This window comes from Haloarcula regularis (assembly GCF_029338315.1).
In the GTDB taxonomy this organism is placed as follows: Archaea; Halobacteriota; Halobacteria; order Halobacteriales; family Haloarculaceae; genus Haloarcula; species Haloarcula regularis.
This window is the reverse complement of the sequence record NZ_CP119794.1, coordinates 2,847,793-2,863,312: the sequence shown is the minus strand read 5'-3', so window position 1 is coordinate 2,863,312 and position 15,520 is coordinate 2,847,793. Positions and strand designations below refer to the sequence as shown.

At 68.1% G+C, this 15,520-nt stretch carries 13 protein-coding genes and 3 pseudogenes; 10 read left to right on the top strand and 6 right to left on the bottom strand.

What is annotated here, in order from left to right:
• Positions 1 to 3: 3 nt before the first annotated feature.
• A complete protein-coding gene (locus P1N55_RS15470) occupies positions 4 to 864 on the bottom strand; it encodes a class 1 fructose-bisphosphatase (protein ID WP_276278746.1) in 861 nt (286 codons plus the stop codon).
• Positions 865 to 1,090: 226 nt separating this feature from the next.
• Between P1N55_RS15470 and P1N55_RS15465 the strand changes: the two genes are divergently transcribed.
• Complete coding sequence (locus P1N55_RS15465; RefSeq protein WP_276276411.1) at positions 1,091 to 1,723, top strand: DsbA family oxidoreductase; 633 nt, start codon at positions 1,091 to 1,093, stop codon at positions 1,721 to 1,723.
• Between the two features lie 88 nt (positions 1,724 to 1,811).
• On the opposite strand, the gene P1N55_RS15460 is transcribed toward P1N55_RS15465, so the two are convergent.
• Entirely contained in the window at positions 1,812 to 1,997 is a 186-nt protein-coding gene (locus P1N55_RS15460; protein WP_276276410.1) for a hypothetical protein, read from the bottom strand.
• A gap of 186 nt (positions 1,998 to 2,183) precedes the next feature.
• Between P1N55_RS15460 and P1N55_RS15455 the strand changes: the two are divergent.
• A pseudogene (locus P1N55_RS15455) lies at positions 2,184 to 3,279 on the top strand (sulfite exporter TauE/SafE family protein).
• A 60-nt stretch (positions 3,280 to 3,339) separates the two neighbouring features.
• On the opposite strand, the gene P1N55_RS15450 reads toward P1N55_RS15455, so the two are convergent.
• A complete protein-coding gene (locus P1N55_RS15450; RefSeq protein WP_276276408.1) occupies positions 3,340 to 3,468 on the bottom strand; it encodes a hypothetical protein in 129 nt (42 codons plus the stop codon).
• Positions 3,461 to 4,984 carry an aldehyde dehydrogenase family protein gene (locus P1N55_RS15445; RefSeq protein ID WP_276276407.1) on the bottom strand — a complete coding sequence of 508 codons (1,524 nt, stop codon included), beginning with the start codon at positions 4,982 to 4,984 and terminating at the stop codon, positions 3,461 to 3,463. Before P1N55_RS15445 ends, P1N55_RS15450 begins: the two co-directional genes overlap by 8 nt.
• A gap of 162 nt (positions 4,985 to 5,146) precedes the next feature.
• On the opposite strand from P1N55_RS15445, the gene P1N55_RS15440 reads away from it, so the two are divergent.
• A complete protein-coding gene (locus P1N55_RS15440; protein ID WP_276276406.1) occupies positions 5,147 to 5,866 on the top strand; it encodes a helix-turn-helix domain-containing protein in 720 nt (239 codons plus the stop codon).
• Here the strand turns inward: P1N55_RS15440 and P1N55_RS15435 are convergent.
• The gene (locus P1N55_RS15435) at positions 5,863 to 6,690 is read right to left on the bottom strand and encodes a proline dehydrogenase family protein (protein ID WP_276276405.1); all 828 of its coding nucleotides are present in this window, start codon (positions 6,688 to 6,690) and stop codon (positions 5,863 to 5,865) included. The genes P1N55_RS15440 and P1N55_RS15435 overlap by 4 nt on opposite strands.
• 170 nt (positions 6,691 to 6,860) lie before the next feature.
• Here P1N55_RS15435 and P1N55_RS15430 point away from each other — a divergent pair.
• The 6 genes and pseudogenes from P1N55_RS15430 to P1N55_RS15405 all read left to right on the top strand — a co-directional run bounded on the left by P1N55_RS15430 (position 6,861) and on the right by P1N55_RS15405 (position 12,369).
• Positions 6,861 to 8,175: pseudogene (locus P1N55_RS15430) on the top strand (ABC transporter substrate-binding protein).
• 7 nt (positions 8,176 to 8,182) lie between these two features.
• Positions 8,183 to 9,142, top strand: a complete 960-nt coding sequence (locus tag P1N55_RS15425; protein ID WP_276276404.1) for a branched-chain amino acid ABC transporter permease — start codon at positions 8,183 to 8,185, stop codon at positions 9,140 to 9,142.
• 1 nt (position 9,143) lies between these two features.
• Positions 9,144 to 10,370, top strand: a complete 1,227-nt coding sequence (locus P1N55_RS15420) for a branched-chain amino acid ABC transporter permease (protein ID WP_276276403.1) — start codon at positions 9,144 to 9,146, stop codon at positions 10,368 to 10,370.
• A complete protein-coding gene (locus P1N55_RS15415) occupies positions 10,363 to 11,178 on the top strand; it encodes an ABC transporter ATP-binding protein (RefSeq protein WP_276276402.1) in 816 nt (271 codons plus the stop codon). Before P1N55_RS15420 ends, P1N55_RS15415 begins: the two co-directional genes overlap by 8 nt.
• The gene (locus P1N55_RS15410; RefSeq protein WP_276276401.1) at positions 11,175 to 11,885 is read left to right on the top strand and encodes an ABC transporter ATP-binding protein; all 711 of its coding nucleotides are present in this window, start codon (positions 11,175 to 11,177) and stop codon (positions 11,883 to 11,885) included. The genes P1N55_RS15415 and P1N55_RS15410 overlap by 4 nt, the downstream gene beginning before the upstream one ends.
• A 46-nt stretch (positions 11,886 to 11,931) precedes the next feature.
• The gene (locus P1N55_RS15405; RefSeq protein WP_276276400.1) at positions 11,932 to 12,369 is read left to right on the top strand and encodes a universal stress protein; all 438 of its coding nucleotides are present in this window, start codon (positions 11,932 to 11,934) and stop codon (positions 12,367 to 12,369) included.
• Here the strand turns inward: P1N55_RS15405 and P1N55_RS15400 are convergent.
• On the bottom strand, positions 12,366 to 12,668 hold the full coding sequence (locus P1N55_RS15400) for a thioredoxin family protein (protein ID WP_276276399.1): 303 nt from the start codon (positions 12,666 to 12,668) through the stop codon (positions 12,366 to 12,368). The two genes, P1N55_RS15405 and P1N55_RS15400, sit on opposite strands and share 4 nt — an antisense overlap.
• Positions 12,669 to 12,778: 110 nt before the next feature.
• Between P1N55_RS15400 and mutS the strand changes: the two are divergent.
• A pseudogene (gene mutS, locus P1N55_RS15395) lies at positions 12,779 to 15,479 on the top strand (DNA mismatch repair protein MutS).
• The last annotated feature ends 41 nt before the right edge of the window (positions 15,480 to 15,520 follow it).

Here is a 15,520-nt window from a genome sequence, read left to right as displayed (position 1 = left end):
GACTCAGTCCAGCGCCGCCTCGAGTCGCTCGATGAGGGCCGCGTTGCCGACGTGCATCGGTGCCCGCTGGTGCAGCGACTCGGGCTCGGCGTCGAGTATCGAGCCGTCACCGGTCGAGGACGCCCCGCCCGCCGCCTCGAAGACGTGGGCGATCGGGTTGCCCTCGAACTGCAGGCGGAGTTTGCTGTCGGGCTTGTGCTCGAGTGCGGGGTAGGCGAAGATGCCGCCGTAGGTGAGCAGCTGGTTGATGTCGGCTATCATCGCCCCGCCGTAGCGGAGTTTGAGCTCCTGCTCGATCTCGCGGGCGAACGCGAGGAAGTCGTCGGTCCAGTTGGGGACGTCCCCACCGAAGCCGTAGATGTCGGGGTCCTCGGGCAGCGTCACGTCCTCGGCGAGCACCTGTGGCACGTCGTTCTCGAGGAGGTAGTCCGTGACCTCGCCGTCGCGGGCGACGATCATCGTCGTGATGGGGCCATAGAGGACGAACCCGGAGGCGACGAGGTCGCGCCCCAGCGCGGGCGGGCGCTCCGTGTAGACGCCGAAGATGGTTCCCATGGCGTTGTTCGACCGGAGATTCGACGACCCGTCGAGCGGGTCCATCGCGACGTGGTACTCGCCGCCGTCGCGCTCGATGGGGTCCACGCGCTCCTCGCTGGCGTAGGTGCCGACGCCGTCGATCGACAGGATGGCGTCCTCGAACAGTTCGTCGGCGCGGATGTCGGCGGCCATCTGCGTCTCGCCGCTGGGGTTGGTCTCCGCGGAGACGGTCCGGTCCTCGACGAGGCCCTCGCGGACGTCCGCGGACGTGTCTGCGATGGCCGAGACGATCTCGTCGACCGTGCTCCCCGAGTCGAAGTGCGTCATGCCGCCATCGCCCTCCCCGGCGAGGGCGGCGCCGACGTGTGCGTCGTGGTCATAGAGTCCGGGTTCGCCCACACCCTATATCAAACTGTTCCCGGAGAGCCCGGGTACTCGATGCGAACCCGGTCGAGCAGTAACGCGGCGTGTGGGCGAGGGCCCTGGCGCGGCCGTCGTGTCGCGGGGCGCACGACCGGAACGGACTCTTTACCCGCGAGCGAATAGGGCGACCATGACACAGGAGCCGGACGAGACCATCACGGTGTACTCGGACTACGTCTGTCCGTTCTGTTACCTCGGCCGCGAGTCGCTACGGCAGTACCAGGACCGGCGCGAGGAACCGCTCGAGATAGACTGGCACCCGTTCGACCTGCGGAGTCAGCAGCGCAACCCCGACGGCACCATCGACCACTCGGTCGACGACGGCAAGGGCGAGGACTACTACGAGCAGGCGAAGCAGAACGTCCGGCAGCTTCAGGAGAAGTACGGCGTGGAGATGGAACTGGACATCGCCACCGACGTCGACTCGCTGCCCGCGCAGGTGGCGTCGTACTACGTCGCCGAGCACCACGACTACGAGACGTGGCTGGCGTTCGACCGCGCCATCTTCGACGCGCTGTGGCAGGACGGCGCCGACATCGGGGCGACGGATCAGCTCGTCGACCTGGCGACCGAGGCCGGCGTCGACGGCGCGGAGATACGGTCGGCGCTCGACGACGACGCGCTCCGGGCCGAGGTCCGCGAGCAGTTCCGCGCCGCCCAGCGAGAGGGCGTCACGGGCGTCCCCACGTTCGCCTACGACGGGTACGCCGCCCGCGGCGCGGTGCCACCGGAACACCTCGAGCGACTCGTCGAGGGGACCTGAGTCGGGCCCCTTGTCGTGACGTCGCTATCCGCGCGCACACAGCAGGCGCTACCGGCCTTGAACACGCGGAGAACTGCGGCGACCCGTCTCAGTCCCGACGGCCGGTGCGTGCTTCGACGCGCATCTCGACGTAGCGGCCGGCCCAGTGCTCGACGTGGTCGCGAATCGCGCCGGCGAGTCCGTCACGGGGACCGTCCGTCGGGGCGGGGTCGACCGGGTCGTCGTCGTACGTGGACTGCTCGACTGCGTCCGTGGGCCCCTCGGGAAAACTCATTACGCTATACGGTACCACAGGTGTTACAATAAATATTAGGGATTCCAGTGCGCGAGAATCACCTCTAGGGACCCCCAAGAGACGAGTACACACGGCCGGCCGGAGACGTTCACGAACGTTGTGACGAGAAATATACAGACAGCAACGCACTTATACCATTGTTCCAAACACTGGGCCCAAGCCTCAATGACCACCCCTTCTACGTCCAGTAGCATCCAGAAGACCTTTCTGAAGTATCAGCACGTCTTCGTGTTCCTCGCACCGCTCGCGTTCGTGGTTGGGGTGTACTTTTTCGCCCCGACCCGAGAGTGCGGGAACGGCGTACTGGGTCAGGTACTGGTGGCTGTTCCTGGCGTTCATCACCGGCGCGACCATCGTCAACACCGTCGGTATCAGCGGGTCGGCCCTCTTTGTCCCCTTCCTCATCTTCGTCTTCCCGGTCGTCGCCGGCGAGACGCTGACGCCCGAGACGCTCGTGAAGGTCGGCCTCATCAGCGAGTCGTTTGGCCTCTCAAGTTCGGCGCTCGCGTTCATCCAGTACGGCCTCGTCGACCGCCGGCTGGCGCTCAGCCTCGTCGCTGGCGCGGTCCCGTTCGTCGTCGCCGGCGCCCTGCTCTCCTTTATCATCCCCGCACCGGTCTTCCACGCGATGCTGGGGATGGCACTATTGGCCGCCTCCTACCTGCTGTTCAAGGCCGACCTCGGCCACGAGGAGCCGAGTGCGGCGGGCGACGAGGCGGACGCCGACGCCGCGGCCGACGGGGGCCGCGCCGACCTGCCGGACGACGACGACAAACTGGGGCCCGCGGGCGTCGAGAAGGCCGACGACGGCACGGTCACGCGCATCGACCGCGACGGCAACGACTACACCTACTCGCACGGCGGCTACTTAGAGCGATTCGCCAACTACAGCGTCGGCGGCGTCTTCCAGGGCCTGGCCGGGTTCGGCATCGGCGAACTGGGCATCATCTCGATGCTGCGGACCAACGTGCCCGTTCGCGTCGCCATCGGCAGCAATCACATCGTCGTCGCGCTGACGGCCGTGCTGGCCTCGCTGGTCCACGTCTTCGGCGGCGGCCTCGTCCCCGGCGCCCACAACATCGACCTCGCCTCGACCCCCTGGAACATGGTCGTCTGGACCGTCCCCGCGACGGTCACCGGCGGGCAGATCGCGCCGTACGTCTCGGCGAACCTGGACACGAGCCTCATCAAGAAGGGCGTCGGCGTCCTCTTTGCGGTCATCTCCGTCGCGCTCTTTCTGATGGCCTCGGGCACGGTCTGAGGCGCGCGAGCCCTGACAGTACTCGTCTTTCGAACGCGGAAAACCGGCGCCAGCGGCCGCTCAGTCGGCGCCCCGTCGCGGGCTCCAGCAACAGAGGTCACAGCGCTCCAGTCCGAAGGGACCGGTCAGCCGACCGCTACAGGCCGGACAGCGCTCGGTCAGTGCACCCGTCCGCGTCGCGTCAGTCATCGTCGCTCGTGACGATGTCCGCAGACAGGCCCTGTGCCATCTGGATGTCCTTCGAGTTGTTGAGCGTCCACGCGGTCCGGTCGGTGACGGCCTCGATTATCTCGCGGGCCGAGGGGAAACCGTTGCCGGACTTCTTGACGCCGCCGAAGGGCAGCTGGACCTCCGCGCCGATGCAGGGGAGGTTGCCGTAGGCCAGTCCCAGCTCGGCGTGGTCGCGGTAGTAGTTTATCTGGCGGTAGTCCTCGGAGACGATGGCGCCCGCCAGGCCGTAGGCGGTGTCGTTCTGGATCTCGACGGCCCGCTCGATGTCGCCGTCGTACTCCATGAGCGCGACGTGGGGGCCAAAGACCTCCTCGTGCGTACAGCGCAGGTCGTCGTCGGGGTCGGCCTCGTAGACGAACGGGCCGACCCAGTGGCCGGCCTCGTGGCCGTCGGGAATCTCGTCGGCGTCGAGCTCCGTGCGGTCGACGAGGACGTTCACGCCCTCCTTGCGGGCGACGTCGGCGTACCCGATGACCTTCTCCTTGTGGTCGGCCTCGATGAGCGGGCCCATGAACGTGTCCTCGGAGAGGGGATCACCGACGGCGACCTTCGAGGCGACGTCGACGAAGCGCTCTTTGAACGCATCGTAGACGTCCGTGTGGACGATGAGGCGCTCCGAGGAGACACAGCGCTGGCCGGTCGTCTTGAACGAGGACATCACCGCCGAGTGGACGGCGATGTCCATGTCGGCGTGTTCGGTGACGACCACGGCGTTCTTCCCGCCCATCTCGCAGGCGGCCCGCTTGCCGGGGACGCCGCCGACGGCGTCGGCGATCTTGTGGCCGACCTCCGCCGAGCCGGTAAAGAGGACCGTCTCGACGGTGTCGGACTCGACGATGGCGTTGCCGGCGTCGCCGAAGCCGTGGACCATGTTGAACACGCCGTCGGGCAGGCCGGCGTCGACGAACAGCTGGGCGATGACGTCGGCGCACTTGGGCGTCTGCTCGGCGGGCTTGAACACGACGGTGTTGCCCTCCACGAGCGCGACGGCCATGTGCCAGTAGGGGATGGCGATGGGGAAGTTCCACGGCGTGATACAGCCCACAACGCCGCGGGGCTTGCGGCGCATGTAGGCGTCTTTCGCCGCGACCTCGGAGGGGACGACGTCGCCGCTGGGGTGGCGGGCGTCGCCCGCGGCCCACTCGACCATGTGGGCAGCCTCGACGACGTCGGCCCGGCCCTCGCTGATCTCCTTCCCGCACTCGCGGGTGACGATCTCGGCGTACTCGTCGACGTTCGACTTCAGGGCGTGGAAGACGTCCCAGAGGTACTCCGCGCGGTCGATGCGGGAGAGCGCGCGCCAGTCCTCGTAGGCGTCCTCGGCGGCCGCGACCGCGCGCTCTACGTCCTCGGGGGTCCCACGGGGAAACTCGCCGAGGGGCTCGCCCGTCGCCGGATTCTCGCTCGAAAACGAGTCCGACCCGGTTCCGTCCGTCCATTCGCCGTCGATGTAGTGCTGATGTGTCGCTCCCATTGCGTCGACCTACCACGCCGGAGAGCCAATAGCCCCGTCCGACCATGGACGGGTCGGAGCGGTGACAGGGGGCCGAGGCGGGCGGCTGGACCCCACCCGACCATGGTCGGCCGGGGTTTGTGAAACCGTCACGTACAAACGCGTACAAGGGATACAGAATCTATGAGTGTCGACATTCCGGTGTCGGGAACCAGGCTCACCCTGGACCTGTGGCACCCGAACTGCTGGGCCATCGAGGCGACCGAACAGGTAGGCGGCGGCGTCCTGGCCCACGCCGTCTACAACTCGCCGGCGACGAGCGAGGCGGGGGTCTCGTCGGTCAACGGACTGTTCACGGCCTTCGGGGACTCCGAAGACGAGGTCGAACAGCTGCTCCGGACGATCAGCGAGTCGAACCGCGCCGGGGAGCTGCAGGAACTGCAGGAGCGGTTCGGCCGCCAGCGCAACGCCCCCGGCAACGTCGTCCGCGAGTTCTTCCTCGAGTACGACCCCGCGGACATGGTCTGTCCGACGCTGCTCGAGCACGGGTTCGTCCACAGCGCCCCCGTCCGCATCGAGGACGGCCGCGAAGAGTGGCAGGTCTGTTTCGCCGGCGAGCGCTCGCGCATCGAACCGGCGCTCGATGACGTCGAGTCGGTCGCCGGAGCCGACGTGAACGTCGCGTCGATAACCACCTCGGACTCGCCGTCGTCGGCCCGCGAGGACCGCCTCGACTCGCTTACGGCGGCCCAGCGCGACGTCTTCGAGCACGCCCGCGAGTCGGGCTACTACGAGTGGCCACGCGCCACGTCGACCCGCGAGCTGGCGGCCGACCTGGACGTCTCGAAGACCACGCTGTTAGAACACCTGCGGAAGGCCGAGGCGAAACTGCTGGACCCCTAGATACCGACGACGGCCCGCAGCGCGAACAGGGCGTTGGACTTGCGCTCCCTGACGCGGCGATAGAAATACGAGAACCACTTCTCGCCGTAGGGGATGTACTGGTAGACGTCGACGTCGGGGGCGAGACGAGTCTGTTCGTCCTCGCGCACGCCCATGAGCATCTGGACCTCGTAGGGCGTGCCGTACTCGGCGTGGAGGTCGGCGGCCAGCGAGATCATCTCGGGGTCGTGGCTCCCGACGGCGATGCCGTCCTCGAAGTGCTCGAACATGTACTCGAGGTACTCCCGGTAGGCCTCGTCGACCTCCGCCTTCTTCTTGTAGGCGATCTCCTTCGGTTCGTCGTAGGCGCCCTTGACCAGCCGGACCTTCCCCGGAAGGTCGGCCAGTCGTTCGAGGTCCTCGCGCGTGCGCTTGAGGTTGGCCTGGACGCAGACACCCACGTTGCCGTCGGTCTCCCGGGCGTGGTGTTCGAAGGCGTCGAGGGTGACGTCGGTCGTCGTGTGGTCCTCCATGTCGATCCAGACCAGACAGTCGGCGGCCTCGACGATTCGCGCGAGGTTCTCCCGGAAGACGTCCTCGCCGATGTCGAGACCGATCTGGCTGGGCTTGACAGAGATACAGGACCTGGTGTCGCGGTCGGCCAGCGCGGTCACGAGGTCCACGTAGGCCTGCGTGTCCGCGTCCGCGTCCGCCCGGTCGTCGTAGTGTTCGCCCAGCAGGTTCAGTATCCCCGCGACGCCCCGGTCGTTCAGGTCGTCGACGTGGTCCATCGCCGCCCCCTGTGTCTCGCCCGCGACGAAGTTGCTCGCGATAGGTGGTAGCATACCCACTAGCTGGTCCTACCGCGGTATATAGGCCCCCCCGACCAAAGATTCCAAGTTGTTTTCCTTGAAATTAAACTGACGATCCCCGTCTCGAGACGCCAGTTCCCGGGATTCCCGTCCATGGTCGGGACACGGTTAATGGTGGTCCTTGTGCCATGTGGGGCATAGCCATGCAAGACGATTCAGAATACACGTTCGACCGACGACGAGTACTCAAAGCGGCGGGCCTCGCGGGGCTCGCGGGCCTGGCGGGCTGTGTCAGCACGACGGACGACGGCGGCGACGGGGGTAGCGACGGTGACGGTGGCGACGGCGGCGACGGGAGCAGCGAGGACACGGACACCGAATCGGGCGGCGACGGCGGGAGCAGCGGCCCCTACGAGATCGGGATGGTGAACTCCCTGACCGGGTCGCTGTCGGCGTTCGGCCAGCGCAACCAGCGCGGGAAGGAACTGGCGCTCGAAGTCGTCAACGCGGTCGGCATCGACGGCCGCGAGCTGGCCATCATCGAGGAGGACTCCGAGAGCGAGAGTCAGGGCGGCGTCTCCGCTGCGCAAAAGCTCGTCAACCAGGACGAGGTCCCGTTCCTCATCGGCGCGGTCGGGTCCGGCGTCTCGCTGGCGATCTACGAGAGCGTCGTCCAGGGCACCGACGTCGTCCAGCTCAGCCAGAACTCGACGGGGCTCGGCCTCACCGACTTCCCCGGCCTGCTTCGGATGTCGCCGACGGGTCGCGTCCAGTCGGTCGCGCTGTCGAACATCATCGCCGAGGACGGCTACGACTCGGTCGCGGTCACGTACGTCAACAACGACTACGGGCAGTCGCTGACGGACGCCTTCGTCGAGGCCTGGGACGGCGAGATCGCCTACAACAGCCCCCACGACCAGGAACAGCAGTCCTACTCCAGCGTCGTCTCCGAGATGAACGACTCGGGGGCCGAGGCATGGCTCTTTATCACCTACCAGGCCGAGTTCGCGACGATGGTCAACGAGGTGTACTCGAGCGGGTACGAGGCGCAGTTCTACGGTGCCGACTCCGTCTCCGGAGACAACGTCATCTCGAACACGCCCGAGGGCAGCATGGAAGGGATGAAGATCGTCGTCCCCTCCGCCCGTCGAGGAGGAGAACTATCAGCAGTTCGCCGCGGACTTCGAGGAGGCCTACGGCGAGCAGCCCACCGCGTGGTCGGCCTACGCCTACGACTGTGTGATCACCGCGGCGCTGTCCATCTGGGCCGCAGACGAGTTCACCGGGGCGGCGCTCCAGGAGGTCGTCCGCGACGTGACCCGTCCGGAGGGCGAACAGGTCACGTCCTTCGAGGCCGCGAGTCAGATCCTCGCAGACGGCGGCGGCGCGACCGACATCGACTACCAGGGCGTCAGCGGCCCCATCGACCTGGACGAGAACGGGGACCCCAAGGGCTTCCTGCAGATCCTGGAGGTCCAGGACCACGACTACGTCGGCACCGGCTTCATCGAATCCTGAACCGGACATGGTCCTTGACTTACTCGCCAGTGGCCTCGTGTTCAGCAGTATCATCGTGCTGGGCAGCATCGGGCTGTCGCTGATCTACAGCATCGCGAACTTCGCGAACTTCGCCCACGGGGACACCATGACGGTCGGTGCGTACGCGGCGTTCGTCACCTTCGGGGCCGTCGGCGGGCTCGGGTTCGGGATCCTCGGCCTCCCGCTCGGGTTCTTCGTGGCGCTCCTGGTCGGTATCGTCGCCGCGGCCGTCGTGGCCGTCGTCACGGAGAAGATCGTCTACGACGGGATGAACGCCGGGTCCATCGAGTTGCTCATCACCTCCATCGGCATCGCGTTCATCTACCGGGCCATCATCCAGATGGGATTCGGCGCGGACTTCACCCGGTTCGACGTCCAGACGCTCCGGCCCATCGAGGCGCTGTTGCCCTACGGCGTCCGCGTCACCTTACACGACGTGGCCATCGTCGTCTCGGCGATCATCCTGGTCGGGAGCCTGCACGCGCTGTTGCAGTACACCGACCTCGGCCGGAAGATGCGCGCGATGGCGGACAACCCCGACCTCGCCCGCGTGAGCGGCATCCGGACCGACCGGGTCAAGCTGTGGACCTGGATCATCGGCGCCGGCCTGGCCGGGTCGGGCGGCGTCTTCCTGGGCCTGTACAACCAGCTGTCGCCCCGGATGGGATTTAACCTCCTCTTGCTCATCTTCGCCGCCGTCATCCTCGGCGGCATCGGCTCGGTCTACGGGGCGATGCTCGGTGGCTTCCTCATCGGGGTCATCAACCAGCTGACGCCCGTCCTCTCGGACATCAGGTTCCTCACCGAGATGGGCGCCATGCTGCCGCTGGTGCCCGACAGCTTCGGCATCGTCATCGGCATCGAGTACGCCAACGCCATCGCCTTCGTGATCATGGTGGCCGTGTTGCTCGTCCGCCCGAACGGCATCGCCGGGGAGGCGGTCTGAGATGGGCGTCCTCTCCGACCCGAAGGGGTACTGGGCGGACCTCACGCGGGCCGAACGCGGCGTCGTCGCCTCCGTCGTGGCCTTCGCCGTGTTGCTGCTTGCGGGCCTGCTGACGGGGGCGCTCTCGCCGACCTATTTCCTGTTTCTCGTCGGCATCGCGGGGATGTACGCGCTGCTATCCTTCGGCCTGAACTCCCAGTGGGGGTTCAGCGGCCTCATCAACTTCAGCGTGGCCGCCTTCTTCGGCATCGGGGCCTACGGGACGGCGCTGATGAGCGCCGACTCCTCGCCCATCGCGGGCGGGTACCTCCCCATCGTGGGCCTGTTCGTCGCGCTCGCGGTCGCCGGCGTGCTCGCGCTGGCCATCGGGATTCCGACGCTGCGCCTGCGGGCGGACTACCTCGCTATCGCGTCGCTCGGGCTCGCTGAGGTCGTCCGGCTGGTCGTCCTCAACGAGCGCCAGCTGACCAACGGGAGCGCCGGCGTCCGGGGTATCCCGCAGTTCTTCGAGGGGTGGCCCGTGCTGGCGACGCTCCCCCAGCAGATGCCGGGGCTGGTGGTCCGCCCGTTCCCGGGGACGGAGCTCGTCTTAGAGACGCCGTTCTGGGGGGCGCTGTTGAACGTCGCGGTCGTCGTGGCGTTCGTCGGCGTCAGTTACGGCATCCTCCGGCGGGCCCACCGCTCGCCGTGGGGGCGGGTCCTCCGGACCATCCGGGCCGACGAGGACCTGGCCCGGGCGCTCGGGAAGAACACGTACGCGTTCAAGATGCAGTCGTTCGTCCTGGGCAGCCTCATCATGGCGCTTGCGGGCGTCTTCTACGCGCACCTGAACCTGTTCGTGAGCCCCGGCGACCTGGACCCGGTCACGACGTTCTACGTCTGGGTGGCGGTCATCCTCGGCGGCAGCGGGTCGAACCGCGGCGCGCTGTTCGGCGGCGTCGTCATCGTCACCATTCGCGAGGGGACCCGGTTCCTCAGCGGGCTCTCGGAGTTCGTGCTCGACCTGGGCGTCGTGGCGCTCCAGTTCGACCTGAGCTTCATCTCGTCGAACGTCGCGCCGCTTCGCTTCCTGCTCATCGGCGTCCTCATCGTGGTCCTGATGCGCTACCGGCCACAGGGCATGCTCCCGCCACAGCGGGAACTCATCTGGCCCAGCGTGGTCGACGACCCGCCGTCGAAACTCGAGTCCGGCGTCCGCGGCGTCAAGGCGGGTGAGTCCGATGAGTGAACAGACGGAGGCCGCCCGCGGGGCGACCGACCCCGACCTGAAGGAGGACGTCGTCCTCCGCGTCGAAGACCTCCAGAAGTCCTTCGGCGCGCTGACAGCCACCGACCACGCCACCTTCGCCGTCGAGCGCGGCACCATCACGGGGCTCATCGGCCCGAACGGCGCCGGCAAGTCGACGCTGTTCAACCTCGTCTCGGGCTTCTACGAACCGGACGGGGGCCGCGTCGAGGTCAACGGCACCGACGTGACGGGGCTGGAACCGTACGAGGTGGCCGACCACGGCCTCATCCGGACGTTCCAGACGCCCCGCAAGCTGGAAGGGATGACCGTCCGCGAGGCGATGCTCGTCGGCCCGCGCGAACAGCCCGGCGAGTCGTTCCTGAACCTGTTCTTCCGGCCGGGGACGGTCGGGGAACGCGAGGGCGCCAACCTGGAGAAGGCCGAACGCATCCTCGAAGAGTTCGAGATCGACCACCTCGCGACCCAGCCCGCGACACAGATCTCGGGCGGGCAGATGAAACTCGTCGAGCTGGCGCGGGCGATGCTGGCCGAACCAGAACTCCTCTTGCTCGACGAACCGGCCGCCGGGGTCAACCCGACGCTGCGGAACAAGCTCGCCGATCAGATCCGCCGGTTGCACGAGCAGGGCACGACGTTCTTGCTCATCGAGCACGACATGGACTTCGTGATGAACCTCGCCGACCCGGTCATCGTCTTAGACCAGGGCCACGTGCTCATGGAGGGGCCGCCGAAGGCGGTCCAGACCGACCAGCGCGTCATCGACGCCTACCTGGGAGGGAACGTATGACCGAGCCCGTCCTCGAACTGACCCACGTCGACAGCGGCTACGGGGAGGTCCAGGTGCTCGACGACCTGACGCTGCATCTGAACCCCGAGGAGATCGTCTGCCTCATCGGCCCGAACGGCGCCGGCAAGTCGACGGTGCTGAAGACGGCCTTCGGCATGCTGACCCCCTGGGAGGGGTCGGTCACGTACCACGGCGACGAGATCGGCGGGATGGCCCCCGAGGACATCGTCCGCGAGGGCATCGGCTACGTCCCACAGACCGACAACGTGTTCGGGAGCCTCACAATCGAGGAGAACCTCCGGATGGGCGGGGTCGCCCGCGAGAGCGGCCTCGACGACGTCATCGACCGGCTCTACGAGCGGTTCCCGTTGCTCGACGAGAAGCGGTCGGCGAACGCGTCGACGCTCTCGGGCGGCCAGCGCCAGGTGCTCGCGTTCGCCCGCGCGCTGGTGATGGAACCGGACGTGTTGCTCATCGACGAGCCCTCGGCCGGTCTGGCACCGAACACCGCAGACGAGGTGTTCGGCCACGTCCAGGCGGTCAACGACCTCGAGACGGCCATCCTCATGGTCGAACAGAACGCGACGAAGGGGCTGGGCATCTCCGACCGCGGCTACGTCTTAGACCAGGGGACCGTCCGCTTCGAGGACGAGGCGTCGGCGCTGCTGGACAACGACGACGTCTCGAAGCTCTACCTCGGTGGGTAGGCCAGAGTCCGGGACGGCTTTATGTCGGCCCGACGTCGGGTCAGACATGTACGACACTATCTTACTCCCGACCGACGGGAGCGAGGGCATCGAGACCGCTGCGGACCACGCGGCCGCCATCGCCGAACGGTTCGACGCGGCCGTCCACGTCCTCTCGGTGGTCGACACGCGCAACCGCTTCGAGAGTCCCACGAGCGGCCTCTCGACGGACGCGTGGCTCGAGGCGGAACGCGAGCGGTCGGCCCACGCCATCGCCGAGACCGTCGACACGCTCCCGGACGACGTCACCGTCGAGCAGGTCCGTCGGGAGGGCGTCCCGAAGTCCGTCATCCTCGACTACGTCGAGGACGAACCCGTCGACCTCGTGGTGATGGGGACCCACGGTCGGACCGGGCTGGACCACTACCTGGTCGGCAGCGTCGCGGAGGCGGTCGTCCGCCGCTCGCCCGTGCCGGTGATGACCGTCCGGCTGGACGACGACTAGCCCTCGACGAACGCGACGAGGTCCTCGGTGGGGACAAAGCCGTCGGCCAGCCGGTCGACGACCTCGCCGTCCTCGAACAGGAGGAACGTCGGGACGCTGCGCACGCCGAAGGCGTCGACCGCCTCGAGGTCGGCCTTCGGGTTGAAGTCGACCACGGCGACGTCCGTCGCCCGGGCGACGTTGTCGATGATCGGATCCATCGACTTGCAGATGGCACAGCCCGCGGTCCGGACCATCACGAGCACCCGCTCGCTGGACGCGAGCACGTCGTCGAGTTCCGCACGGGTCGCGACCGTCACGGCACGGTTAGAGGCGTCTGGAGACACGGGTGTCGATAGGTCGCCACGCGTCAAGAATCCCGCGACGAGGGAGCGGAGCGCCTATCAGGGCCGGGGTGCTGTCACCGTCCATGGACGCAGCGCTTGGCCCGCCCGACCAGATGGCCGAGCTCGAGGACGAACTGACGCCGATGATGGCACAGTACTTCGAGCTGTGCCGGCAGTACGACGAGTCCCTCCTGCTCTTTCAGGTCGGGGACTTCTACGAGGCGTTCTGTGATGCCGCCGAGCGGGTCGCCCGCCTGTGTGAGATCACGCTCACCCAGCGGACGGACTCGACGGGCGAGTACCCGATGGCGGGCATCCCCATCGACAACGCCGAGTCCTACGTCGAGACGCTGCTGGACGCGGGCTACCGGGTCGCTATCGCCGACCAGGTCGAGGACCCCGACGAGGTCAGCGGCGTCGTCGAGCGCGCGGTGACGCGGGTCGTCACGCCCGGGACGCTCACCGAGGCCGAGCTGCTCGCCGGCGCGGACAACAACTACGTCGCCGCGCTGGCCGCCGGAGAGGACTACGGCCTCGCGTTGCTGGACATCTCGACCGGGGACTGCTACGCGACCAGCGTCGCGAGCGAGACGGCCGTGGGCGACGAACTGAGCCGCTTCGGCCCCGCCGAGGCCATCGTCGGCCCCGGGGTCGACGTCGACGAGGACGCCGTGTTCGGCCCGGCCTGCCTGGTGACCGAGTACGACGAGACGGCCTTCGAACGCGCCCGGGCCGGCGAGCGCGTCAAGCGGTACTTCGGCCCGCCCGACCGGTTGCTCTCGGGCGACAGCGAGTTGCGGGCGACGGGGGCGCTGCTGGCCTACGCCGAGTACACCCGCGGCAGCGCGGGCGCAGTCGGGCCGGACGGCGAACCGGTCGACCCGGACGCCGACCCCGAGCGGACGCTGGACTACCTCAACCACCTCACGCGCTACGACCCCCGTGAGTACATGCTGCTGGACGCCGTCGCCGTCGAGAGCCTGGAGCTGTTCGAGCGCCGGTCGGTCCGGGGCCACGAGAACCTGACGCTGGTCGAGACGCTGGACGAGACGGCTTGTGCGCTCGGCCGGCGGAAGCTCACCGACTGGCTCCGCCGCCCCCTGCTCGACGCACAGCGCATCGGGGCCCGTCACGAGGCCGTCGCGGAACTCCACTGCGACCCGGCGACCCGCGAGCGCCTCCACGACCTGCTGACGGAGGTCTACGACCTCGAACGACTCATCTCGCGGGTGTCACGCGGACGGGCCAACGCCCGCGACCTACGCTCGCTGGCGTCGACGCTCGCCGTCGTGCCCGACGTGCGCGAGGCCCTGGCGGGGGCCGACGCGCGCCTGCTCGCGGACCTGGGGGCGACGCTCGACCCGCTGACCGAGACCCGCGAGGAGATCGAAGCGGCCATCCGCCCGGACCCGCCACAGCAGGTGACCGAGGGCGGGGTCGTCCGCGAGGGCTACGACGACGACCTCGATTCGCTGCGCTCGACCGAACGCTCGGGCAAGCAGTGGATCGACGACCTCGAGGCAAGCGAGCGCGAGCGCACGGGCATCGACTCGCTGAAGGTGGGCCACAACAGCGTCCACGGTTACTACATCGAGGTGACCGACGCGAACCTCGAGTCGGTGCCCGAGGACTACCAGCGCCGCCAGACGCTGAAACAGCGAGCGCTACTACACGCCCGAACTCAAGGAACGGGAGGAGGAGATCCTGCGGGCCGAGACGGCCGCCGACGATCTTGAGTACGACATCTTCTGTGCGGTCAGAGACGACGTCGCGGCCGAGGCCGAACGGGTGCAGGCGCTCGCGGCCCGACTCGCTCGCCTGGACGTGCTGGTCTCGTTCGCCGAGGTGGCCGCCCGCTACGACTACTGCCGGCCGACCGTCGGGGCCGACGGCATCGACGTCACGGCGGGCCGGCACCCGGTCGTCGAGCGCACCCAAGATGCGTTCGTCCCCAACGACACCCACCTCGGGAGCGGCCCCGTCGACGCGGCGGCGCGAGCGGACGGCGACGCGACGCAGGACCCTTTCTTCGCCGTCGTCACCGGCCCGAACATGAGCGGGAAGTCGACGTACATGCGCCAGGTCGCACTCGTCTGCCTGCTGGCACAGGCCGGGAGCTTCGTCCCAGCGCAGTCGGCCGACCTGCCGATTCTGGACCGCATCTTCACCCGCGTCGGGGCCAGCGACGACATCGCCGGCGGCCGGTCGACGTTCATGATCGAGATGACAGAGCTGGCGACCATCCTGGACGCCGCCACCGCGAACTCGCTGGTCTTGCTCGACGAGGTCGGGCGGGGCACTTCGACGGCCGATGGGCTGGCCATCGCCCGCGCGGTCACGGAGTTCCTCCACGACGAGGTCGGCGCGTACACCCTCTTTGCGACTCACCACCACGACCTGACCGACGCGGCCGACGACCTGGACGGCGTGACGAACCGCCACTTCGAGACCTCGCGGGAGAGCGGTGAGGTGGTCTTCGACCACGAACTCGCACCGGGCCCGGCCGCGGCGTCCTACGGCGTCGAGGTGGCGAGCATGGCGGGCGTGCCCGAGTCGGTCGTCGACCGCGCACGGGTGCTACTCTCCGACGACGAGCCGACCGCCGACACGCCGGCAGATCCGGCGACCAACGGTCACGGGCCGACGGACGGCGCCACGGAACCCACGGCGAGCGTGAGCGAGACGACGAGCCTCGAGGCGGCGCTTCGGGCGGCCGACGTGGCCACGATGACACCCCTGGAGGCGCTGAACACGCTCGCGACCCTGAAAGACGAACTCGAGTGACCCGCCGCCGTGTCCGCCAGGCCCGTCGGCACGCTAGATTC